The sequence below is a fragment of the Bartonella rattaustraliani AUST/NH4 genome (genome assembly GCF_000312565.1).
GTDB lineage: Bacteria > Pseudomonadota > Alphaproteobacteria > Rhizobiales > Rhizobiaceae > Bartonella > Bartonella rattaustraliani.
In genome coordinates, this window is record NZ_CALW02000006.1 from 89,884 (window position 1) to 113,018 (window position 23,135).

At 34.8% G+C, this 23,135-nt stretch carries 21 protein-coding genes, 1 tRNA gene and 3 pseudogenes; 14 read left to right on the top strand and 11 right to left on the bottom strand.

From position 1 onward, the window contains the following. Positions 1-322 precede the first annotated feature (322 nt). The 4 genes and pseudogenes from BN67_RS13355 to BN67_RS00785 form a co-directional block, all read right to left on the bottom strand. A pseudogene (locus BN67_RS13355) lies at positions 323-771 on the bottom strand (integrase); the annotation flags it as partial. A gap of 906 nt (positions 772-1,677) precedes the next feature. Continuing rightward, positions 1,678-1,920 (bottom strand): DUF4170 domain-containing protein, encoded by a 243-nt coding sequence (locus tag BN67_RS00775; RefSeq protein WP_019222271.1) that lies wholly within the window; start codon positions 1,918-1,920, stop codon positions 1,678-1,680. A gap of 42 nt (positions 1,921-1,962) precedes the next feature. Then, positions 1,963-2,766, bottom strand: coding sequence for a 3'(2'),5'-bisphosphate nucleotidase CysQ (locus BN67_RS00780; RefSeq protein ID WP_019222272.1), 804 nt, complete (start codon positions 2,764-2,766; stop codon positions 1,963-1,965). Further along, positions 2,753-4,084: a TldD/PmbA family protein gene (locus BN67_RS00785; protein WP_019222273.1), complete on the bottom strand. Its 1,332-nt coding sequence runs from the start codon at positions 4,082-4,084 to the stop codon at positions 2,753-2,755. The genes BN67_RS00780 and BN67_RS00785 overlap by 14 nt, the downstream gene beginning before the upstream one ends. Before the next feature lie 217 nt (positions 4,085-4,301). On the opposite strand from BN67_RS00785, the pseudogene BN67_RS14680 reads away from it, so the two are divergent. From BN67_RS14680 to BN67_RS15385, 6 genes and pseudogenes are all read left to right on the top strand, one after another. Beyond that, a pseudogene (locus BN67_RS14680) lies at positions 4,302-5,698 on the top strand (type ISP restriction/modification enzyme); the annotation flags it as partial. Positions 5,699-6,834: 1,136 nt separating this feature from the next. Continuing rightward, positions 6,835-7,275: a hypothetical protein gene (locus BN67_RS11240; protein ID WP_019222275.1), complete on the top strand. Its 441-nt coding sequence runs from the start codon at positions 6,835-6,837 to the stop codon at positions 7,273-7,275. 994 nt (positions 7,276-8,269) lie between these two features. Beyond that, positions 8,270-8,656 carry a hypothetical protein gene (locus BN67_RS15290; RefSeq protein ID WP_026088086.1) on the top strand — a complete coding sequence of 129 codons (387 nt, stop codon included), beginning with the start codon at positions 8,270-8,272 and terminating at the stop codon, positions 8,654-8,656. A gap of 152 nt (positions 8,657-8,808) precedes the next feature. Continuing rightward, on the top strand, positions 8,809-9,045 hold the full coding sequence (locus BN67_RS15295; protein WP_026088087.1) for a DUF6990 domain-containing protein: 237 nt from the start codon (positions 8,809-8,811) through the stop codon (positions 9,043-9,045). Between the two features lie 18 nt (positions 9,046-9,063). After that, positions 9,064-9,216: a hypothetical protein gene (locus BN67_RS13980; protein WP_019222276.1), complete on the top strand. Its 153-nt coding sequence runs from the start codon at positions 9,064-9,066 to the stop codon at positions 9,214-9,216. 10 nt (positions 9,217-9,226) lie between these two features. Continuing rightward, the gene (locus tag BN67_RS15385) at positions 9,227-9,394 is read left to right on the top strand and encodes a hypothetical protein (RefSeq protein ID WP_192813112.1); all 168 of its coding nucleotides are present in this window, start codon (positions 9,227-9,229) and stop codon (positions 9,392-9,394) included. A gap of 436 nt (positions 9,395-9,830) precedes the next feature. Here BN67_RS15385 and BN67_RS00830 read toward each other — a convergent pair. Further along, positions 9,831-9,906: transfer RNA gene (locus BN67_RS00830), tRNA-Thr, on the bottom strand. Positions 9,907-10,409: 503 nt separating this feature from the next. Between BN67_RS00830 and BN67_RS00835 the strand changes: the two genes are divergently transcribed. Continuing rightward, positions 10,410-10,574: a SlyX family protein gene (locus BN67_RS00835; RefSeq protein WP_019222278.1), complete on the top strand. Its 165-nt coding sequence runs from the start codon at positions 10,410-10,412 to the stop codon at positions 10,572-10,574. Positions 10,575-11,211: 637 nt separating this feature from the next. On the opposite strand, the gene BN67_RS14690 is transcribed toward BN67_RS00835, so the two are convergent. Then, on the bottom strand, positions 11,212-11,532 hold the full coding sequence (locus tag BN67_RS14690; protein WP_026088088.1) for a hypothetical protein: 321 nt from the start codon (positions 11,530-11,532) through the stop codon (positions 11,212-11,214). A 170-nt stretch (positions 11,533-11,702) separates the two neighbouring features. Here BN67_RS14690 and BN67_RS00845 point away from each other — a divergent pair, with 170 nt between their 5' ends. From BN67_RS00845 to BN67_RS00865, 5 genes and pseudogenes are all read left to right on the top strand, one after another. Beyond that, complete coding sequence (locus BN67_RS00845; RefSeq protein ID WP_019222280.1) at positions 11,703-13,130, top strand: amino acid permease; 1,428 nt, start codon at positions 11,703-11,705, stop codon at positions 13,128-13,130. A gap of 41 nt (positions 13,131-13,171) precedes the next feature. Beyond that, the gene (locus tag BN67_RS00850) at positions 13,172-13,852 is read left to right on the top strand and encodes an energy-coupling factor ABC transporter ATP-binding protein (RefSeq protein WP_019222281.1); all 681 of its coding nucleotides are present in this window, start codon (positions 13,172-13,174) and stop codon (positions 13,850-13,852) included. After that, a pseudogene (locus BN67_RS12430) lies at positions 13,849-14,459 on the top strand (energy-coupling factor transporter transmembrane component T family protein). Before BN67_RS00850 ends, BN67_RS12430 begins: the two are co-directional and overlap by 4 nt. 35 nt (positions 14,460-14,494) lie before the next feature. Beyond that, the gene (locus tag BN67_RS00860) at positions 14,495-15,049 is read left to right on the top strand and encodes a biotin transporter BioY (protein ID WP_019222282.1); all 555 of its coding nucleotides are present in this window, start codon (positions 14,495-14,497) and stop codon (positions 15,047-15,049) included. A gap of 325 nt (positions 15,050-15,374) precedes the next feature. Then, positions 15,375-15,929 carry a biotin transporter BioY gene (locus BN67_RS00865; RefSeq protein WP_019222283.1) on the top strand — a complete coding sequence of 185 codons (555 nt, stop codon included), beginning with the start codon at positions 15,375-15,377 and terminating at the stop codon, positions 15,927-15,929. A gap of 1,665 nt (positions 15,930-17,594) precedes the next feature. On the opposite strand, the gene BN67_RS13130 is transcribed toward BN67_RS00865, so the two are convergent. From BN67_RS13130 to BN67_RS13145, 4 genes are all read right to left on the bottom strand, one after another. Continuing rightward, a complete protein-coding gene (locus BN67_RS13130; RefSeq protein WP_156791607.1) occupies positions 17,595-17,852 on the bottom strand; it encodes a hypothetical protein in 258 nt (85 codons plus the stop codon). A 195-nt stretch (positions 17,853-18,047) separates the two neighbouring features. Beyond that, on the bottom strand, positions 18,048-18,395 hold the full coding sequence (locus BN67_RS13135; protein WP_156791608.1) for a hypothetical protein: 348 nt from the start codon (positions 18,393-18,395) through the stop codon (positions 18,048-18,050). A 129-nt stretch (positions 18,396-18,524) separates the two neighbouring features. Next, complete coding sequence (locus tag BN67_RS13140) at positions 18,525-18,755, bottom strand: hypothetical protein (RefSeq protein WP_051011278.1); 231 nt, start codon at positions 18,753-18,755, stop codon at positions 18,525-18,527. A gap of 253 nt (positions 18,756-19,008) precedes the next feature. Beyond that, positions 19,009-19,524: a HesA/MoeB/ThiF family protein gene (locus tag BN67_RS13145; protein ID WP_051011279.1), complete on the bottom strand. Its 516-nt coding sequence runs from the start codon at positions 19,522-19,524 to the stop codon at positions 19,009-19,011. Positions 19,525-20,768: 1,244 nt separating this feature from the next. On the opposite strand from BN67_RS13145, the gene BN67_RS14695 reads away from it, so the two are divergent. Further along, a complete protein-coding gene (locus tag BN67_RS14695) occupies positions 20,769-21,203 on the top strand; it encodes an MFS transporter (RefSeq protein ID WP_019222287.1) in 435 nt (144 codons plus the stop codon). Positions 21,204-21,748: 545 nt separating this feature from the next. Here the strand turns inward: BN67_RS14695 and BN67_RS13985 are convergent. Then, complete coding sequence (locus BN67_RS13985; protein WP_019222289.1) at positions 21,749-21,898, bottom strand: hypothetical protein; 150 nt, start codon at positions 21,896-21,898, stop codon at positions 21,749-21,751. Between the two features lie 194 nt (positions 21,899-22,092). On the opposite strand from BN67_RS13985, the gene BN67_RS00920 reads away from it, so the two are divergent. Further along, the coding region (locus BN67_RS00920; protein WP_244427012.1) for a tail fiber protein at positions 22,093-23,135 on the top strand (1,043 nt) is incomplete at its 3' end.

Here is a 23,135-nt window from a genome sequence, read left to right on the forward strand (position 1 = left end):
ATTCATTTTTCTTTTAACGAAAAGTGCAGTACCTCTCACATTTTAGGCAACTAAAGTGTTCTACTCATGCAAAAGAATATCGGGAAGTAGAAACGCAATTTTATCCCATGTCTTAGGCATTCTTCCACGAGAAGATATGTACACAAAATAGGGCAGGACAAGTAAATAATTGAGTACATAAAATATTTTTTCTTATTTTATACACTTTGGTATCCACGATTATAATATTTCTTATCAGATTTTAAGAAAATTTTTAAGCGTTATCATCTTTTACACGGATAGTTATGAATGTAAGATAATTTTTCGTTCTTAAGATAGCACGTGCTTTCTCTGTTGTTCTCGCTTTTGTACGCCATATGGGGGCAAGCCTATTGCATATATCCGTTTGTGTAATTTCTGAAATGGGAAGACAGTCTCATTTGGGCAGAATGTAAAGACGCAAAGGTGAAAACCAATTTCCAGCTTTACCATATCCTTTTAATTCGGCTTTACGACTTTCAAAAGTATCTACAGCAATGTTTTTGAGATAATGAGGATATCGCATTGTTTCACGCTTTTGTTTCTCACGTTCTTTAATGGGAGCATGACCTTCACACAAAACAGAGCGTCACCATGTTGCACATTCACGGGCTTGTTTTAAAGAGACATGTCTTAGAGCTCCTTAGTCTATTGCACGACAGTGTGGGTGAATTGTATACCGATAAATCCTGTATACTGATAAAGCCATTGAACACCACCATTTTTACGCTGATAAAAAGTTGGCACCACCATTCTCTTTATCAGATCATGGTCTATTTACACGCTCATGAGATTGCGACAGGCACTTAACATGAGGAGAGGGCAGTCCATGAGAAGCGTTTTTTTCTTTTTTTCTATAATTTGATTCATGTACCAATCCCACTGATAATGTAAAGCAAAGTGAAAAAATTAATTCAACATACATAAAGAAGTTTGAAATGAGAGGATCTTACAGGTATTCGCGGTTATGATTCACAAGTGAATAACGACAAAAGGCCATTATAAATAAACACGTTAGAGTTCACTGAAACGATGCATGGATTTAACATTTTATTTTTTTGCAAATCACCTCTTTATTCCTGAATGGGTAAAACGAGAAAGCATGGCAATAACTTTTTCATTTTGAGGACGAAGAAAGATTATTAAATATATTTTTACATAACATATTGATTGATAATGTATTATATATCATTTACATGTTCAGAGAAAGCTTAAAATAGAGTAAGTTGTTCTCGTTTAAAGCTCTTTGATGTTGAATTAGAAAAAACATCTGTTTGCACATCCCAAGCAGGATTGGCACGTATTAAAAAGCTCTTAAGATAAATATTCAAAACACCCCTTGTGAACTACTTTTAATACTTATGAACTGTTTTTAATACAAGTGCAAGAGATCATGAAAGAGAGATTATAAACACCTTGTAATTTTGAGAATACTGTTAAGGTTTTTCAATAAGGAAGTGCTTTCATAAAAAGTGCAAATAATCAATTTCCGCACCAAAATACTGTAAAGTTACATTTTCATACAGTATATTGATTATATGATCAAAAGAACACAGTTTTTTCTAAAACTTCTCACTTTTCTTGATATTAAACCTAAAAAACTGAATATTCTTACATTCATATCATCCAGGTAAATAACGATTGAATTCTCAAGGGTTATTACGTCTCATCCATTTCAGTGTCAAGAAACTGCTGCAAGTTGATAATGTAATAACGTTGTAATGCGTTATCCACACTGCTTTGTGCTTTTGCTTGCCAAGCCTCTTGAGCTGATTGGTAATCTGGAAAAATACCCACCACATCTAAATCATTAATATTCTTAAATTGATTACTCTTAAGATTTTTTAACTCTCCACCGAATACAAGATGCAAAAATTGTTTTTTTTCGTCGTCTTTCATCATATATGCCTCCAGATTAAGAAATTTGAGCGTGTTTTTATGTGATTAAACTAACTTCGCCCGATGAACAACATCTATCATATTTTGACAGCAATTATTTTTACCAGCAATTAAAAATCCATATTGGTAAGGTTTCATGCCATAAGATATAAGAGATGTATCAAGTGATAGAAAACATCCTCCACATTCTTGTAAAATAAGATCAGCAGCAGCAATATCCCATGCGTGACAATTTGGGCGAACCAGCACAATATCAATTTCATTTTGAGTAACAAGCACAAGACGATATGCGAGCGAGGGAATATAGGGATAAAAATGCGCTTGGTTGCGAAAATCATCTGGTAGTTTTTGAGCGAGCGATTGATCAATCGAAATTTGATATTTTCTGTTAATTTTGGAAGAAAGAAGAGGAATCTCTCTACCATTTAACGTCGCTCCTTTACCAATAACAGCTGCATAGAGTTCTCTTTGAGCTGGGCATTGAACAACACCTACGATTGGACGTCCATTCTCGATAATAGCAATCGAAATACACCAATAGGTGTTGCCAGCAAGAAAACCGCGGGTTCCATCAATAGGATCAACCACAAAGTAGCGCTCATAAATGTTTTGCTCCCGGTCATCTTTTGTTTCTTCTGAAATCCACCCATAATTCGGGCGGGCTTTTAGAAGCTTTTCCTTCAAAAAGTGATCAACCGCAAAATCTACTTTACTGACTGGTGAATTGCCTTCTTTGAACCAGACATCCACCGCACCTCCAAAATACCCCATTGCTAAATCTCCTGCTTCTCTACAAACATCAAGCAAAAGATTTAAATCAGAAGAATGGTGCGTATTATTTTCCTGCAAGTGTCATCCCTTCAATTAATAACGTTGGAGCTGCTGTACCATAACGCCGATCAAGATCGTTTGCAGGTGTTAAATGCGCCAACATATGGATCAAATCAGAACCTAGTGTTACTTCGCTTACGGGATAAGCAATTTCGCCATTTTCAATCCAAAAACCAGAAGCACCACGGCTATACTGTCCCGTAACAAAATCAATGCCATGTCCGAATAATTCTGTGACATAAAACCCACTTTGCAAACTTTTTATCATATCGTGAGGCGATACTGAACCCGGTTCAATAGCAAAATTGGTGCTAGATGGTTGAACCAGTGATGCTGAACGTACACCGTGACCATTGGTTTGAAGTCCCAGTTCACGCGCTGAAGATGATGAAAGAAGCCAGTTTTTTAAAATACCATTTTCAATAATATTTAATGTTTGTCCTTCTACACCTTCTCCATCAAAAGGACGAGAAGCATTTCCACGCAATCGCAAAGGCTGATCTGTCACGTTAACATTCGATTTCATCACTGCTTTTCCGAAGAGATTTTGTAAAAGACTTGTTTTGCGAGCTACAGATGCTCCATTCACCATAGATGCGATATGCCCAGCAATACCGCGAGCTGTGCGCGGATCAAAGACAACATCAACATTTCCAGTGGCAGCACGAATTGCTCCTAAACGTCGCACTGCTCTAACACCGGCATTTTTCCCTACAGTTTCTGCTGCTTCTAAGTCAGAAAAATGTAGGGCAGTTGTATAGTCATAATCCCGCTCCATTGCCGTTCCTTCACCAGCTATAGCACTGCAGGAACGCGAAAAATAACTCGAGTGATAAGTTCCGCAAAAACCATCACTGGTCACAAGAACAAATCCACTACGACCATAGGCTGTGGCAGCTCCGCCAGAATTGCTAACGCCTTTAACATCAAGAGCTGCAGCTTCTATCTTTAAAGCATCTTCTGTGAGGAAATGACTATGTGGAATAAAATTATCAAAAAGATCAAGGTCTTTAGGATTCTTAACCAAAGATTCTTTATCTGCCAAACCTTCAAACAAACTGTCAGGAGACGCTTTTGCCATTGCAACAGCACGCTCTGCAAGTTCTTTTGGATAAGCTGCTAAATTAGCAGAAACACTTGCTGCTTTCTTGCCAACAAAAACCCTTAATGTAAAGTCGTTGTTTTCAGAAGATTCTGTCGATTCAACTTTTCCAAAACGAACCGACATACTTGTGGAATGTGAGCGAACAATAACAGCATCAGCAGCATCTGCTCCAGAACGTTTTGCCGCTTCAATCAGTGAAGTGGCTTTATCAATCTGGTTTTCGTCGGTCATTATAGACTCCTTCAATATTCATTATTTATACGGGCAAGCAATTTGGTAAATGGGTAATATAGCTTTATATATTCATTGATAAAAAATTATGCGCCATTTATGCCATCTTTTCTTTCAATGAACTAAGCAATTTCCTTTTTAGCTTCTTTTCAAAAAGGTACAATATATTATCAATCTTTTCGCCTCAACCATTCCCATATCATTCGTATAACTTTGTGGTATTACAGAAAAACAAGCTTGGCAACTTATTACACCAGATAAGCATGGGATTGGATAAAGCAACGTGATGAGAGTTTCAAAACATTTTTAGCACTAGGTATAAAAAAAGGAATGATAAAAAGCTGTTTGAGGCTTATTCTCGTGGCATTATGACATGTCGTGATGCTTGGGCGTATAACTCAAGCCGTGAGGCTTTAGCGAAGAACATGAGCAATATGATTGGCTTTTATAATAGTGAAGTAAAGTGTTTTAATGATATCTATCTACATTTTGATCGTGAGACACGTAAAAAGGCTGTAGATAGTTTCGTAAATGCTGATGCAAATAAAATCAGTTGGAGTAGTAGTCTCAAACAAGAATTGGTAAGAGGAAAAGTTTTTGAATTTGAAAATAACTGTCTTACGCAAAGTCTTTACCGCCTTTTTACAAATGCAGTGGCTTTATTACAATCACTCTTTTAATGAGAGAGTTTATCAAATGCCACATATATTTCCGATAGGACAAACCGTTGAAAATAGGGGCATACAACTTGCAGGAGTTGCGGCAGTCAAAAGTTTTTCTGTTTTAATGACAAATACTTTGCCTAATTTAGAGTCAATAGAGGTTGGTCAATGCTTTCCACGCTATATTTAAGAAGAGTCTGCAGTTTCAAAAGATAAAAATAAAAAGCAGCCTCATTTATTCGAAAGCTCTATAAAGAATGATGGAACAGTTGGTTTACAACGGCGTGACGCACTCACTGATGAAGGGTTAGCACATTTTAAAGCCTCTTATCCTAGTGAAATCATAACAAAAGATTATATCTTCTATTATGTTTATGGAATTTTGCATTCAGAAGATTATCGTGCTCGTTATGCTGATAACCTCTCTAAAGAATTGCTTCGTATCCCTTGTGTGAAAACCGCTGAATATTTTTGGAAATTCACTAAAGCAGGGCGTGAACTTGGTCACTTGCATGTCAATTATGAAACTGTAGCACCTTATCCAGTGAGTTTTAAAAAGGGTGATCCTAAACTGACTGATATTTTTAATCCTGAACAATTTTATTATGTTACAAAAATGAAATTCGCAAAAGTTAAGAATAGTAAGGAAAAGGATAAATCTACTGTCATTTATAATAGCAATATCATCATGACAGATATACCTCTTAAAGCCTATGAGTATATCGTCAATGGTAAACCCGCTCTTGAATGGGTTATGGAACGTCAATGTGTAAAAACTGATAAAAAAAGTGGCATTGTTAATGATGCCAATTGTTATGCCGTTAAGACCATTGGCAATCCTGCTTATCCTCTAGAATTGTTTCAAAGGGGCATTACTGTAAGCTTAGAGACCATGAAAATTGTGAGAAACTTACCAACATTAGAAATAAGAGAAACGGAAGTGAATTTATAAGGCATGCTCACATAATGGGTATGATAAACTCATAAGGGGTATAGAGCTTATAACCATAATCTATACCTCTCTTGTTAAGTTGATTACATAGAATCTTTAAAAGGCTTGCATTTTTAAACACTGTTATTTGGATTGCTTTAAGGCTTTTAAGAACCCCCTTCCTATTCATAAGTTATATTGAAACTACTCTCTCAAATTGTGAGTTTCGTCTGTTAAGAAAACTGATAAAGCATGCCAAAATATATTTCATTGGTTGTATTTATAGGTTGTGTTGTCGATGTGAATTGTATTCGCAAAATGCTAACTATTTGAAATATAATAATTTTTATTTTTATCATTAAAAAAAATCACATAGCTACTAGAATGAACTGACAAAACTGACAAAGCTCTTAAAAAGAGATAATGATAATGTGTGAATAAATTTGATAAGACTCTTTAGAGGCTCTCATAACAAAAACGCATTATCATATTTGTCTGTTTGATTCTATAAAAGCGCGGTGCCTTATGAAAGCTCGCTAGGTAAATGATAAACCTCCTATAAAGATAATTCACAAAAATCATTCTATAATAAAGAGCTATGCTTTTAAAGCTAAAAATATGGGCGCTAAGAGCCTTTGTAAATTTTATTCAGTATAGAGAAGCAAATAACGAAAACGCTTACACAAGCCATTAATATAGAATCCAAAGTACATAATAAAATAGAGACTGTTTATAAGAATATGACAATTTTTATACATAACATGTTTTAAAAAATATCAAAAAAGATAAAATATTAATTGACAATAAATGAGTATTTTGATAAACAGATATTCAAGTGATGAAAACACTTGATGTTAAGCGAATAGAACAACCTTTTCCATGTCTTTAAAATACTGACTAACTTTTATGCTATGATTAGCATATATAATAATTTTGTCGGGTGTGGTTACGCCATACAATACCCTTATGGGGAAAAGCGTAACAACGGACTTAACACCGTGTTTTCAACACCCGGCGCCTTTATAAGGTGTCAATTGAAAACAAGTTATGTTAAGGTTTTAATTATGAACAATACAGTAAAAAGCACCCAGCACCCCGGTTTCCTCTTCACAAAATCAAAAAATTGAAAAAAATATGAATTTGCTAATGATTGTGCATTGATAAATGATCACTTCGTATATCGAATTAGAGCTTTAAGAGATTTTGGGGACGTAAAGGCAGGTGACCTTGGTGGCTATATTGAAAGTGAAGAAAATCTTTCTCACGAAGGCGACTGCTGGATTTATGATAAAGCTATGGTTTTCGAAAATGCTCGCGTTTTTAGAAATGCCAAGGTAAAAAGCTTTTTTGTTTATATTTATAACAATGTTCACGTTTTTTATAACGCTTGGGTTTGTAGTTATGCAAGGATTTATGCTGATGCGCAGGTTTCAGGTTTTGCATATATTTGTAACTATGGGAAAGTTTATGGGCATGTTCGAGTGAGTGGCACGGCTGAAATTTATGGTTCTGTTTATGATAGAGCGAAAATTTCCCACAAGATTAAGGTTTGGGGGAAAGTCTATGGCACTGCCATTCTCGATAAAAAAGCAAAATAAGCTCTATTAAAAATCATCAAGAGGTTTATAGAGGACGTAAAATTGTTGATATTAAAAACAATAAATAATGAGGCATGGGGGGCGCCTTTTATTTTTTAAACCTATTAAAAAAGCCGCGTCGATTAAAAGCGCGGCTTTATAGATTGAAATGCATAAAAAATACAAATTTACAATAAATGCCTCTATATACAAAACCTATCATATTGCAAGCTCTCTATTGTCATTATGAAACCTTATCCAAAAAAGCATAAATGTTAAATAGGAAAGCATTCTTGTTATATTTGATATGAAGAGAGAAACTGTGAATACAGCATTTACGATAAAACCTATTCATAAATCAAACGTTTTGTAAGGTCTCTATCAATCCAATCAAGAGTAAATGCGTTGATAAGTGCAATTAGTAACAAACCCGCTCTTTTGATTTTATGCTTGCAAGTGTTGGTTTTGAAACCAATCTCTCATAAGACAATAAACACCGGCTTTTATCAAATGAGATATAAAGCACGCATAATCTTATGACTACAATAGAAAGTCATTTTATAACTAAACCGTTTCAACATGCTTAGTCGTGATCTCAAGAGAATGTTTGAGAACTTAACGAATCCAAATTTGAGATGAGTGATTTATGCGTGATATTAAGAGAATACTTAAAGAATTATACTCTAAAGGAGGTCACCCCAATTTGGGGGATACCTATCAAAGTCGCTTTATATTTTAGCTAGCAAAATTAACCGCTCCAATTTTAGAGGCGTTGTTTTTAGAGCTGTAACGATTTTAACGTTATAACTATCGATTTTATGATCAAAACGTATTATTGAATTGTTATGAATGATTACTGCTTTTGAATGCTCACATGCGTTATAAGATTTGTGTCATGATTTGCTTTTCATGCTTTGTTCATACATGGCAATTGTTGATAAAAAAGGGTCAATTGAATCATATACAAAAGTGTGGATTCGTATAAAATAATTGCATACAAGCTATTGACTTGATTGTGTTTTCTAATAAAATCCCTCCAATTTTAAGCTTGGATCCGCGAACAGCATCGATCGCCTCCAAAACTGCTGCTGTTGAGACAACAAAGGAGGCGGATGATACAGATGCGCCCTTGACCATGGAGAGTACGCACGCGCTTTTACAAAGCTTAGGCTGGTCGACAGAAAAAATCGACGGGGGATATGTGGCAATTTATCAATTGTCAGATCGTGAAGTGCAATTTCTTTATAACGATGAAACTGTTGAAGATTGTCCGCAATTTGATAGCGCCTTTTTGATTGATACCAGAATTCTTGCTACTGTTTGCAAGATGATTGATCCTACCTACATGGAAGATTTACCAGATTTAGAATTGAATTTTGAGGCAAAGGGTTTGGAAATCTGAGTGTTGACTGCTTACAGCAAGCGTTTGACGAGGCGCTAGAATGGGCAGAGAAGGAGATAGAGCTTTCTGAGAAATTTCGCTCTCGATATGGCACACCGCCTTGGAAGAAAAGCAAAACAAAAACAAGCAAAAAGCATGAATTTCACTATGATTTGCTTCATATTGGTGCTCTTGCTTTATTGGGCGATGTTGAGACCTTACACTCTTATCAGCAAAGTTTTGCAGCAGAAGAGCATCTAGGCTTTGACGATAACATCAGGCAAGCCCACCTTGAACGCGCCGTGGCTTTAGCTGAAGAAGTGTCAAAAGTTCAACAGCTCAGCTACGCTTTGATAGAACAGGTAGCAGAAAAATTTGACAATCAACAAGAAGTTTCCGGTGGGAAGTAATCTTACAAAGGAAAAGAAATGATTCAGAAAAAGAAAGTTTATCGGAGAAGCGGCCTGTTTTATCCTAACAAAATTGTTATTTGGAAAGAAAAAGGGGAAAAAATATGGGGTACAAACATTGCTAGAATGGAAACAGGAAGAGCACCTCTTGACGCTAATGCCCCCCATTGAATTGCATCACATGTTACAAACACAAGATAGCTCTCTAACAGAAGTGAAAAATGAGTTTCATAACAAATATGCTTCTGTTATCCATATTAATCCCAATATAATAGGATCAAGTATCTATGATGTTATTTTTAAAATAATGGAGAGAAAAATGTTGGCAAGAAGAAGGACAAATTATTAAAATTTACACTTTAGCTGATGTTGCAGAGTTGGTTGAGAGGTAAGTTAAGCCATTATGTAGACATTAGGGGAGAAAAAGAGACTGCAAAAACATCAATTTCGTCAACAATCAACCAAAATATCACAAACAAAACAACAATAGAAATGGGCGCTAACCTCTCAATACACGCGGATAGCTACGTCACAGCATGTGAATATATACAGCTCTTATGGGTATCAACAACCAAAATTTGTAGTTGGGTATTCAAGGAAAGTTTTCTTGAACCGTATAAATGAAGGAAAGTTATGACGTGTAGAAAAAAGAGTTATGAGCATTCACTTCAAAGAAAAATAAGAAGAAAATAAAAATAATTTAGATAAAATGGTATAAAGTGCAAAAGTTAGTCAGAAAATAGCTTGTTAAAAAATATACATTTCAATGTATTAAATATATAAAATGGTGCCGCATGCCGGATTCGAACCAGCGACCCCATCATTACGAATGATGTGCTCTTCCAACTGAGCTAATGCGGCATATGCTTGTACAATAAGCAAATAGAACTAATCTGAGGGTAATAGCTAAAACTATGCATAAAAGCAAGTATACATTTTTTTCAATAATTTAATGAGATCGCATTTATTGGGTGAGGAACGCTTCATGGAAGTTAAGAGTAGGATAGTATTTGTGTTTTAGATAGGGTCAAATGCTTTTTCATTGATGATCGCATTAGACCCGTAAGTTTATATAAAAGCGCATCTTTGTGATGGACCGTGAGGTCAGAACATCTTTTTCAAGATAAAAATATTTGTTACGTCAATGGGGAAAGGAAACAATTTATTGAACAAGTGATTGGGAGAGTAGGATTATTGGGGGAATAGGACAAGTGATTGAGCAAATAAAAGATATCATAAACTTTTGTGTTATGAAGATTAAGGCCCGTAGAATTTGTAGAAAAGTTACTTCTTATTTTTTATAAAATGATGATAAATGAGTGATTTAATCAAAATCATTTTTTATTTTAGATGGAGTAAAAACGATGTCGGATGAAAATCGACTGGTCGAACTAGAAACAAGATTAGCTTACCAGGAAAGGCTTATTGAAGAGCTTTCTTGTGTAGTGACAGATCAATGGAAAAGTTTGAATGAGATATCTAAAAAGTTTAATATTTTAACAAAGCGGTTTTCAGATTTAGAAGAATGAAGTTTTGCTGAAACTGCTGTGCTACCATCGTCTCATCAAGAAGAGTATTAGGTATTTTTTTGAATCTTTCAATAAGAGTGTTTTGAATTTCAAAATAGGATGAGTATTGGATCTCGATAATATCATGTTTTCACAATGACTGTTGTTGACTACTTTTTTATTTAACTCCTTAATTCAAAATAAGGGAGGGCGATTTTTGTAAGACTCGGAATTTTCCTTCATGATTTCAAAAAAGTCAATTTCAGTTAAGGGGGAGGAATACCATTATAAGAGAAAGTATTTTCTGTATATGATTCATAGTACTAAAAAACAGAGAAAAGCTTTTGGATAGGGTAAAACATGAGAGATCATAATAACTTTTAACTACTGCAAGTATTGAGTTCTTTCTTTGTAGACTTGAACGAAAGGTTAATAACGAAACGTTCATTGAGTAACCCATTGCTTTTTATAAATGAAAAGGAGCCTATACCTTAGCATAGCAATCATGAGGATTGGTGTGTATTTGATAGGAGTCTTTTAACCTGTTTCTATGAGTAAAATCTATTTTAAAAAATGAAAAGCTCTGAAATGTGTTGAGTGTGTATGGTATAGTGGGTTTTAAAAGATAATTTTCAATATTAAAATGGAATATATTTTTTTAAGTATATGATATTTTGTGAAAAGGCTTTTGTTTTTTGTGATTCAATACACAAAGTATTATTGCTATAGCACCAAAAATAAACCATACTGGTAAACAAATAAGGGCAATGCAAATGGAGGATAGGGGAGTGGGCATGATATTGTGTAGAGATTGGTTGAGTCCATAGATATCTGTTTGCAGAAGATTTGCCAATATTTTATCGAAGGAGGTTATCGTCCAGTGTGATGTACTCATGGAATGTACGCTATCAATAACAAAGATTACAATTGTTAGTGTAACGAAAATGAAGATCATAAATTTGAGCAGAGGGCGAAGCATTTTTTCCCTATAATTGAAATGGAATAATTGCATAATGCATAGCAAAATAAGAAGTTGCATTGTGACAAGAAAATAAGTTTGCGTTCGTTTTGCTTTTTTACAAGAGGCATAGAAATTTTGATTGTTTCTATAAAAACCGAGTTTGAATTCAACAAAAGTAATGAGGAATAATGTTTGAAGAAAAGCATAATGAATTGAAGCGTAGTCTTCAAAATCGTCATATTCAAATGATTGCTTTGGGTGGCGTTATTGGGACAGGACTTTTTTATGGATCAACGGAAGCAATTCAATTAGCTGGCCCATCTGTTATTTTAGCTTATCTTATTGGCGGGCTTACTATGTATTTTATTATGCGAATGCTTGGTGAAATGTCTGTAGAAGAGCCATCTTCAGGGGCTTTTAGTTTTTTTGCTTATAAATATTGGGGGCAATTGGCTGGTTTCATCACAGGTTGGAATTATTGGTTTCTTTATATTCTTGTGAGTATGGCTGAACTTACAGTGATAGGGTTTTACCTTGATCATTGGATTTTGGTTGATCGTTGGAAGTCATCTTTCATTGTTCTTTTGTTTGTTACGTTGGTTAATTTGTTTAATGTTCGTTTTTACGGGGAATTTGAATTTTGTTGCGCTTTGATCAAAGTTGCTGCTGTTATTGGTATGATTATTTTGGGAATTTTTCTCATTGTTACTGGATTCGGGAGAAATCAAGCGAATATTCATTATCTTTGGGATCATGGCGGTTTTTTTCCTTATGGAGCCATAGGGGTGGTTTTGGCAACTTCTGTAGTAATGTTTTCTTTTGGAGGAACAGAGCTTGTTGGTATCGCTGCTGGAGAGGCATCTAACCCACAAAAAACAATTCCAACGGCTATCCGTCAAGTTATGTGGAGAATTATCATTTTTTACATTGGTTCTATCAGTGTCATTATGATAATCAGTCCGTGGAATAGGATTGCAAAAAACGGTAGTCCTTTTGTTACAATTTTCGAAACTGTAGGGATTCCTGCGGCTGGTCATATTTTAAATTTTGTAGTCATTATGGCTGCTATTTCTGTTTACAACAGTGGTATTTATTCTAATGGTCGTATGCTTCATAGCTTAGCATTGCAAAAAAATGCACCACATGTTTTTAGTAAACTGAGTGCTGCGCGTGCCCCTTATGTTGCTATCCTTTTTTCATCAATCTGTACGGCATTGATTATCGTTGTTAATGCTTTGGTTCCTGATAACAGTTTTATGCGGATTATGGCTCTTGCAACTGCTGCAGCAGTTATAACTTGGGCTATTATTGTTATTGTTCATTTGAAGTTTCGAAAGGCACATAAAAACAAAAAAGGTGATTTTATTTATGCATTTGGTTTATATCCTTACGCCAATTATTTTTGCCTTTGCTTTCTTGCTTTATTATTTTGCATTATGTTTTTAAGTGGTTTTGGACAGAATGGATTAATGGGAAAATTTTTTGAGATTGTAGGAATAAGGGTATCTTGTTTTGAAACATATATTCCTGTACAGATGCCTGACATGAGTTTGGCCGTTATTATTATTCCTGTATGGTATTTGTTTTTGCTCTTGGGCTATAAATTGAAGCTGTAGCAGTAAAGGAGCGGATAAAAGGGGTTGATAGGAATAAAATTTTGGGGATTATAAAATTCGATAAGGTGACACAAGTCTTTGGTGAGTTGTGTGTTTTAAGAGATATTACTGTACAGCTTACAGAAAAAAGAGTTGCTATTGTTGGTGCGAATGGTTCTGGAAAAAGTACATTTGTTCGTCTTATCAATGGGCTACAATTACCGTCTTATGGTTTTGTAAGCGTTGATGGGCTTGATACAAAGCATGATGCAAAGGCAGTAAAGCGTAAAGTAGGGTTTGTTTTTCAAAATCCCGATAATCAAATTGTTTTATCATTAGTGGAAGAAGACTTATCTTTTGGTCTTAAAAATCTAAAACTGAGTAAAGAAGAAATTAAGGAGCGTGTTGATGAAATTTTACAGCGCTATGATCTTCAAGCTTTTAGAAATCACGCAGTTCATTTATTAAGTGGTGGACAAAAACAACTCGTTGCTATTTCTAGTGTTGTTGCCATGAAACCAGACTATATTGTTTTCGATGAGCCGACAACATTACTTGATTTGCGAAATAAGCGCCGTGTTACACAGGTGATAGAAGAATTATCACAAACGGTGATCGTTGTATCCCATGATTTGGAGTTTCTTAAAAATTTTGATAGAGTGTTGGTTTTTGATAAGGGGGAAATAGTTGTTGACGATGTACCTTTTGTGGCGATCAAAGAATATATAAGGAAAATGTCGTGATTGGTTTATACCTTCCTCAAGATACATTTATTCATAGGCTGAGACCAGGAGTTAAGCTGTTCTTTCTTGCGGTGTGTACAAGCACTTTATTGATGGTATCAGCAGTTCCTATTCTTTTGTTTTTTTATTGTTTGTTGTCCTTTTTTACAAAGTTGCTAAGGTTCCTTTTAACAATGTGTTAAAGCAACTTAAAGCAATGGGATTGCTTTTAGTACTTCTCTTTGTTTTTCAAGTTATTTATAAAGATTGGACTACAGGTTTTGAAGTCATAGTGCGTTTTATTTCTCTCATTTTTTTAGCATTACTTGTGTCTTTAACGACTAAAGTTTCGGATATGGTGAGTGTAATTGAAACATGGGTTCAACCATTACGACGTTTTGGTATAAATCCATCAAAATTTAGTATGGTTTTATCTCTGGCAATTAGATTTATTCCGCTTGTGAGTGAAAAATTCAATGAAGTGCATGAAGCACAGCGCGCACGTGGACTTGATACAAATATTGCTGCCCTTGCAATACCGTTAATTATACGAACCATAAGGATGGCATCGGAAGTTGCTGAAGCACTTGAGGCACGTTCTTATGATGGTGATGCTGAAAATATTTAATGATGATAGGATTATTCTTAGTAAGGGGATCATGAATGAGTACAAAAGATTTGACTTATATTGCTTTATTTGCAGCTATTTACGTGGTTTTAAGCAGTTTTCCTGCTATTTATCTCCCCATTTCTCTTGGTATTCCGATTACGGCTCAGTCGATGGGTCCCATGTTGGCAGGGTCTATACTTGGGGCGAAAAGAGGCTTCTTAGCATCATTGCTTTTTCTTATACTTATAGCTGTTGGATTGCCTGTATTACCTGGTGGGCGTGGAGGAATAAGTGTTTTTTTAGGGCCTACCGCTGGTTATCTGATTGGTTTTGCAGTTGGTGCATTTCTTATTGGCTTTATGGTTGAGTTGTTTTGGAAGCGATTAAATTTTGTGACATTATGTGTGATAAATATTGTAGGAGGTATTGGGGTTGTCTATTTTTTGGGAATACCATGGATGGCATATGTTACGAAGACTCCTTTATGGGCAGCGATAACAAGTTCATTCGTTTTTTTGATTGGTGATTTTTTGAAAGTTCTGATTGCATCTTTTGTTGCATTGGCAATTAAAAAAGCTGTTCCTCTGATTGCTTCAAAGAAAGGATAATTGTACCTTGAAACGAGGGATTATGTTGTGGTTTTGCTTAAAGGATAAAAAAGAAAGCACGACAGAGTTCTCTTCTCTGATTTTTTTATGCTGTAATGAATAAAAATGTTGTTCTATGAGCAGAAAACTATAAGAGTAAAAAAGGATATCTATTATCCATTCTAAATAAACTGTATGAAGTACAGCAGAGGTAAGAGGGTATATTATATTGCTAATCGTATAGGTTAATAATAAGGATATTTTTAGAAGTTCTAGAAGCATGTTCTTATAAGGTAACACTAAGAATATGGATCGGATAGAGTACTTTATAGTAAAGGGGGATTTAATGAATACAAAAGATCTAACTTATATTGCTTTCTTTGCAGCTATTTATGTGGTTTTAAGCAGTTTTCCTGCTATTTATCTTCCCATTTCTCTTGGTGTTCCGATTACAGCTCAGTCTATGGGGCCAATGTTAGCAGGGTCTATACTTGGTGCGAAAAGAGGGGCCTTAGCATCACTGCTTTTTCTTGTACTTATAGCTATTGGGCTGCCTGTACTACCTAGTGGAAATGGAGGGGTAAGTGTTTTTCTGGGTCCTACGGCTGGGTATCTTGTTGGTTTTGTATTTGCTGCATTTTTTATTGGTTTTATGGTTGAGTTATTTTGGCAGCGGCTAAATTTTCTCATATTATGTGTGATAAATGCTGTGGGTGGTATTGGGGTTGTCTATCTTTTTGGAATACCGTGGACGGCATATATTGCCCAAGTTTCCTTGTTAGCAGCTTTTACAGCTTCATTAGGTTTTTTGATTGGCGCTTTTCTGAAAGTGCTGATTGCATCCTTTATAGCCCTTACAGTTAAAAAATCCATTCCTTTCATTACGTCAAAGAAAGGGTAGCTCCACTTCTGTAATGGAGATGCTGTGTTGAGGATTCTGTAAAGATAAAAAGAGAAATTATGAAAATTTTCTGTTTTATTTTTTGCACAATTCTAAGAGGAAGTATGCTAAAACAAAAGAAGATTGTTGCATAATATTTTAAGAAGCTATCTAGAAATATGTCATGTAAAGTATATAGTATTTTAAATATATAAAAGTATAAAAATTTACGAATAATCATAATACCTCATTTTCACTTGTTTTATATGGAAAAATTCATTATATGATTTTTAATATTTTATTAAATTTAAATCGTATGAAATTTTATTTACATTATGTTTATTGTTTTAAGAAAAGTAAGGAAAAATAAAAATATGAATATAAGATATTACTTTGCTGTATGCGCTATTATCTTAAGTTTTTCGTCTGTTGTAAAAGCATCTGAACATACGATTTTTGTAAGAGAAGTACCCGTCATTATTGTTCCTTCTATTTTTGCGACAAAGATAAATGTTTTTTTTGATAAGCAGGTTAATTCTTTGTTACATAAAGTTATTATACCAACACATCAAGGTGATCATAATGTATTTTGGAAAACTATGACATCGATATTTGAGAAGATAAAACATGTATATGCTAATTTAGGGTATTATTTATATAACTCTCTATTCTCCATATTCAATTGGTAGAATACAAGAAATATATTATCTTTAGATTCCATAGCAAATCTTATTAATAAAAGAGGCTTAGTTTTATTATAAATGTAAGAGATTATAGTTTAAATGTGTTTATATAAATTGTTTATATTTATATTGTCGTATACATGAAGTATTGATTTATCAGTATGAGCAATTTGGAGAGTGATATTCTCAGTATATTCAAGATATTGAGAAACACTGAGATAGTTTTGCAAAACAACATGAGTATCACTTTCTTATAACAATTTTTTGAACTTACAGGTTTAATTCTATAAGTTTGTACAGGATTTAAAAGTGATGTCTCTCTTTAAAAGACGGCGAGCCAAGAATGAAAAGAAGCAAATATTTTTTAGAAGATAAATCCAGAACATGATTTATGAGTGCACATGCTTGAGACTTTATCATTGTACTTTTAAAAATATAAAAAATCATTTTCTTCTTTCAATAAAAGAGCTTGAACGAGGAAAGGTAATTTCCAGACAAAGAGCAACAATGAAATGTCTTTTCAGATACTTAAAAGAAGTGATGGAGGCTGGAATAACTAACTTCTTAACATAACCGGTTTGGATTAAATTCCTGAGAAATATTTTGGGAATATTAGTGTGGTTAAGAGTTTAGCTGTGGTCACAAGAGTAAAACAATCCACAGTGCTAAAATGAGAAACGAATGCCTCGAGCACTATTGGAGGAGCAGGTGTTTTTATCTGTCGAGGTATTTAGAAACGCTTCAGATATACAATTAATTATTCTCTCATGATTTTCACTTGACGCTGGGATGACTTCATTTGAGATAATTTTGCCAAGCTTTTAGGCAATTATGCTGTCCATGATTGTGTGATATTTAGGGGATGACGAGTCTTCAGAAGACTAAGCAGAATAGTATGAGCAAAAAAGCACGTACATTTTCATAGTAAACATTAATGTTTCAAATCTTTCAGTCTCCATTATAAAAAAGCCACTTCAAATTTACAAAGGAGCCCATCCCTCATCTAGGGAATAATAACAGTATTATTTTTCTTAAAATAGTTACAACCAAAAATCATTCCACCCAAAAGTATCAAACAATATCCTATATAACTAAACCCATAACATTCGATTAAATAAGCAGTGAATGGAAGGACAATCATCAAGCTGCTTCGCATAATGGTTGCAAGAAAAGATTCATAAGTTGCTCGTAAACGGTCTTCGATCATATCATGCAATATTGTTTCGCAGATCATATGAATGAGCCGCACAATAAAAAACAAGAAAGCAACCAAGAAACCAACTATGAAAAAATTCAGTGGTCATATCTTTATCAAAGGTAGGTTCGTAGCAATAGCTACCATCAATGTGAAGATAGCTACATACTTTATTTTTTAAATTTTCTAGAATTAAGCCTGAAAAAGATTGGGCTAACAATAATGCAGAGAATACAATGCCCAATTGTGTGTGAGAAACCGTCAGGTTAAATTGCACAAAGAGAGCCTGCCATATCGCGCAGGGATATCAAACAATATGCCGCTTATAATGAATAAGAGTGAAATAAAACGTAAATTTTTAGATAAACTTACCGCTTGCTTAAAATCATGCACGAAGCTGATTAAAGCACTCTCATGATTTCCTCTTTCAGAAATAGAATCTGGTAAAAAAATACCCCCGTAAATAAATACGATAAACATTAAACATGCAGCAATATACCAAACACCAATATTAAAATAATCAGTGACAAAAGCACCTGTTAAACTGAAAACAAACATTCCAATATGGTTCCATTTATGACTCGTACTTAAAACTTTTGTAATGGACAAAGAATTATCCTTTGAAGCGTGGATGAGCAGAGCATTATAAGCTCCACTTATAAAGGTCATTGATAAGGCGTTAAAAAATTCTGCCAGTATAAAACCAAAAAACGATGAGGATAATCCGATAGGAAAAAGCTAAATCAGAGCAGTAACGGCGGCAAGGAGAACCGATAATTTGCGGCTTATTTTATTAGAGAAATAACCAAGTGGTAAATCCCAAAGCAACATAATGGCTGCTTGAAAAGTTTTAATGAAACCGACATTAGCGATTGTCAAACCTTGCGACATCATATAGACTAAAGCGGAAGCACCCGTAAAAATCCGCACACCATGATACAAGACTCCATAGATAAAGACACTTTTCATAACTTTCCCTCAATAAATGAATGACAACTTTTACAATAGTAGAGTGCTGTGTCTGGTCACTTTCAGTAAAAGTATAGTGATTGAAATCAAGAGATAACGTTTTGCCGACAATTTGGTACGCACCAAATCTTGTGAGAAGTTTAACGGCTTCAAGAGCGCAAAGAGAATCCGCCACGCATTGTAAGGGTCTATTAAAATGTTTACATGCCCCTCTTTTATTTTCTGAACAAAAGGAAAAGTATTTTTCTGTTTTTTACATGATTAATACAATTATAACACCTCGTTTTCCTGAAATAACCAAAGGACCTATGACAGCATTATGAGTACTGGATTCTGCATAGAGCAAAGGTATTTTCCTGGCATAAGATGCCTTATTCATTAAATAAAAAAACTCAGGCCTCGGCATATCCGCTGCGCATATTACTAAATCAACATCTTCAAAGACTAAACATGCGTGATCAAAAGTTTCTATTTTTTGATCGTAAAATAAATATTTTGTTGTTGGGCTTATGCGTTTTCCTTTCTTTTTTGCAACCTCTATTTTTTTCATACCAGTATCATCATATGTATATAACATCTGCCTCGATAGATTAGATTCTTCTACGACATCAAATTCATAGCTGATAATTTTTCCAATACTCATAGCTGAAAGCGTGTAGAAAATGTAGCTACTAACTCCTCCGAGGCCAATAAGAGCAACCGATGCTTTTTGTAAATTTTTCTGAATTTTCACTGCAGAAGAGAAATCTCCCACGGCATGCTTAAACAAATTAATTTGTCTATCAAAATGCTTATAACTCTATATACTTAAACCATGTTGTGAGAAAGCATCTTCTTTAGAAAAGATTGGTTCTACTACACGAGGTCCACCAGCATTTGTACAATTGCTTAAAGTCGTCTCTCTCTAAATAAAATCACATTTTCATAAGGTGTAATTTTTTTCTCAAAATCACCTCGCAATGCGGTACCCGAAAGAATATTTCCTATATAGATTTCAAACACGAATTGTCTGCTCAAGAGATCAAATGATGAATTTTGAAGTTTAGAACGCAACTCTCTAACAAATGATGTTTTGCCAACACCAGCATCGCCTGTAATAAGCAAAGATTTTTAATAAGCACAAAAAGCCATATTATAGCCTCTTGAAAGATTTCGTCACGTCTGACATAACCTGCAGAGCAGTCACGTTCTAAAAAAGAAAGAGCAATACTGCGGCATTCTTTAATCAGTTCATTTAATTGTAAAAATACGTTGCCCTCAATAATCTAAAGGGGAGGTTTGTTATCCCCCACACAATATGCTTATTTTATGAAGCAGCTATACTAGATAGCAAACATTTTGCGTAAACCGAATTGGCAATGCAGGATTTAACTTTTATAGATGTAGTCATAAGATTATCCCTTTTCTCAAAAATCAGTCAATCATATTATTTACCATAAAATAATTATTAATGAGAAAAAACTTAAAAGAGTTAAAAATTTTTGCTCTCTGCAAACTATAGGAACAAGGTCGACAATTCCCAAAAAGATTCTAGAAAATATGATGACTTTTATCGTTTTTTGTATGAGCAAAAATGTCGACTATGTCAGATTTAGTCCGCTTGATATGTTGTTATTTCGTTGTTTGAGAAAAAGTAAGGTAAAGGATTGATCTGAAGTTTTAAGAAACAAAACGCCTTCGCCAAAAGCCTCATTTTTTCATTTAAGGGCTGAATTATCAACGAAAGAATCTCTTCTTCAGGCTTTTATAAGTAAACAGTTCTAAGAAAGGAAAATTTCATGGAATCCATAAAGCTTTGTAAACTGCATGAATGATTACTGAGGGGAAAATTCTATGTATGTTTCGTTGTTATGAATGTATTCACTTCCATTTTCATCGTTGGCATTGGATAATAATGGAGGTTTTAAAATTTTTTATTCAGTAGCTTTTGGGAAGCCAAAGAATTTTGAAGCAATAGACTGGTTTGCTTAAAACATTTAAAAGGATCTGGTGAATGTCGTGGGGAGGTGTTTTGTGGATAAGATTAAGCAATTTAAGATTTATAATGTTAGCAAGTTGACTGCTCTAGTGGTTGCTGTTTTACCACTTTTTTTGTCGGAAAAATTGCATTTGTTGCAAGCGGATATTGTTTTAATCGGTAGTTATTTTTTATTGCTTCCTTTGATCTTAGAAGTCCCCTTGGGTTTCTTATCAGATGCTTATGGAAGTAAGCGCGTTATTTATGCTGGGTTGTTTTTCTTTTTTTGCGGTTTTTTAGCTCTTTTTATGAATTATGCATATTTTGCTTACGCCACTTATTTGCTGTGTATTACATTAGCAGCCGCTTGTTTTTCAGGTGCAGAAGATAGTTTACTCTTTTTTGTAGTACCAAAGCATCGCACACTGTTTTCCGTTAAGTCCGAAGTGGCTGCTGTTACCTATAGTGCGACAACGATACTTATTTTTTAGGGGGCGTCCTTTATTATGTGCATCCCGCATTGCCTATGATTTTTCAAGTCCTTTCATTAATTTTTGCTATTTTTATGTTTCCAAAATTGACGAAGGGATTAAATAGTTTTCATATCAATGCTCATCCGAGTATTTTCACAGTTATGCGCGCCAGCCGTAAAGAAGTCAAAAATCCTTACCGCTTCACGCTTATTTTTTGAAGTGCAGTTTCAGCTTTTGCTATTTTGGTCAATAATCGAACTGTTTCTACCGCATTTTCTGATTTTTTGCTATTTCAACCTGCACTTTTCATTTCGATTATTTTTATCATTGGGAATTTTTTTTCAGAAAGTTCCAATATATTGTTTCAGAAGTATTTTTCAAAGTTTCAAAATCCTATTTTTCCCGTCTTAATGATTGGTTGTATGGTAAGCATTGCTTTTTTCTCATGTCATTTCAAATCATTGCGGCTCTCATATTAGGATTTTTATTGCTATGTGTCTTTAAATCTGCTTATCGATCTTATCTGTCGTCTCTTCTTATAAATTCACTGATTGATCCCAAAGCTATCGCAACTGTTTTATCATTTCACGACGGCGCCCGTGAATTGTATAACGGTAAATCCATTGCGCACCACCATCTTTACGCTTATGAAGGTACAAGCCGGCACCATCATTCACTTTACCAGCACCCAATGTTGCGACAGCCCTTGGCACTTAAGACGGTTCATAAGAGCCATTTTTAGTCCTTTCTTATATAAATTTTATCCACACATTCATCCCACTTGTGAGGTGCAAGTGAGTAGTTTTGATTGATTCAACATAAGCAGCTTTGGAATGAGAGAATCTTACAATATTCGGGGGTATGATTCAAGGTGAGAAACGATAAAAAACACTTATGAATCAATGTGTTGTCAGCGTCAGAAAATGGAGTGTCTGATAGCCTTATTGATTGGTCGGATGGACAGTCGCCACATACAGTTAATAACAGTGCGCGTGCGATGATGCAAAGGATTAGAGAGTATTTATCGGATACGAGTGGATGTCTTGAGGGTATTTTTGATGTTGATTTTTCAGGCGAACAAACAGCCATTAGGATTCAAACAAAATCCCCCTTTTTAGGATACAAGAATGATATTGTTGTCAGTTTTAGAGCGAGAGGATTCAATGTTGGGTCTACAACAGTTTCTTTGAATAATTTATCAGGCAAGCCGGTTTACAAAGCTGCAGAAACGGGTGTTTCTCGTCTTGTTGGAGATGAGATACAAGGTGGCTGTATTTATACTTTGGTGTATGATGAAGATCTCTCAGGTTGGCAGTTGCTTAACCCAACGCTAAAGAAAGTTTCTCATTTTAAACGTCTTCCTATTGGATTTATAGGCATCTTTGCAATGGAAAGTTTACCAGAAGGTTGGTTGTTGTGTGATGGGGGATCTTATTCGCGTGAGACTTATCGTAATCTTTTTGCAACGATAGGGACGACATGGGGAGATGGTGATGGTGCAACGACCTTTCATGTACCGGACTTACGAGGAATGTTTTTGCGTGGTTTTGATTATTTTGGCAGCGTTGATGCAGATCGCAGTTTTGCAACGATGCAAGAATATTCGATGAGATGGCATGATCATGTTATTGAACTTCGAGATGATACCCCGGGCACTTTGTCGAGAAGAAAGCGTAGTCTCTCATCAGATTATGAAACGAGAAGAAAGCAAGAGCATGCAATAGGCTGTTTTGATAGTCATAGCAATTTGGATGAAGTTTATGAATGTATGGAAGATCGTTTGCAAGGGACAAAGCTTCCAGAATCTTTGATTAAAAAATATTCCAATCGTTGTTTTAGCCCCACACTTTGGGGATATGCGAATCCCGATTGTTTCGGCACCTCTCTACTGCCTACTCCTAGTGATGATTCTCCGTTGTATATTCTTAAGAATAAAAAAGTATCGCAAAC

What these genes read in the sequence shown, in the direction of transcription:
- BN67_RS00775 (WP_019222271.1), bottom strand. Translation starts at nt 1,920, where the DNA reads ATGATGAAAGACGACGAAAAAAAACAATTTTTGCATCTTGTATTCGGT.
- BN67_RS00785 (WP_019222273.1), bottom strand. Translation starts at nt 4,084, where the DNA reads ATGACCGACGAAAACCAGATTGATAAAGCCACTTCACTGATTGAAGCG.
- BN67_RS13980 (WP_019222276.1), top strand. Translation starts at nt 9,064, where the DNA reads ATGATTCAGAAAAAGAAAGTTTATCGGAGAAGCGGCCTGTTTTATCCT.
- BN67_RS15385 (WP_192813112.1), top strand. Translation starts at nt 9,227, where the DNA reads ATGTTACAAACACAAGATAGCTCTCTAACAGAAGTGAAAAATGAGTTT.
- BN67_RS00835 (WP_019222278.1), top strand. Translation starts at nt 10,410, where the DNA reads ATGTCGGATGAAAATCGACTGGTCGAACTAGAAACAAGATTAGCTTAC.
- BN67_RS14690 (WP_026088088.1), bottom strand. Translation starts at nt 11,532, where the DNA reads ATGCTTCGCCCTCTGCTCAAATTTATGATCTTCATTTTCGTTACACTA.
- BN67_RS00845 (WP_019222280.1), top strand. Translation starts at nt 11,703, where the DNA reads ATGTTTGAAGAAAAGCATAATGAATTGAAGCGTAGTCTTCAAAATCGT.
- BN67_RS00860 (WP_019222282.1), top strand. Translation starts at nt 14,495, where the DNA reads ATGAGTACAAAAGATTTGACTTATATTGCTTTATTTGCAGCTATTTAC.
- BN67_RS00865 (WP_019222283.1), top strand. Translation starts at nt 15,375, where the DNA reads ATGAATACAAAAGATCTAACTTATATTGCTTTCTTTGCAGCTATTTAT.
- BN67_RS13140 (WP_051011278.1), bottom strand. Translation starts at nt 18,755, where the DNA reads ATGAAAAGTGTCTTTATCTATGGAGTCTTGTATCATGGTGTGCGGATT.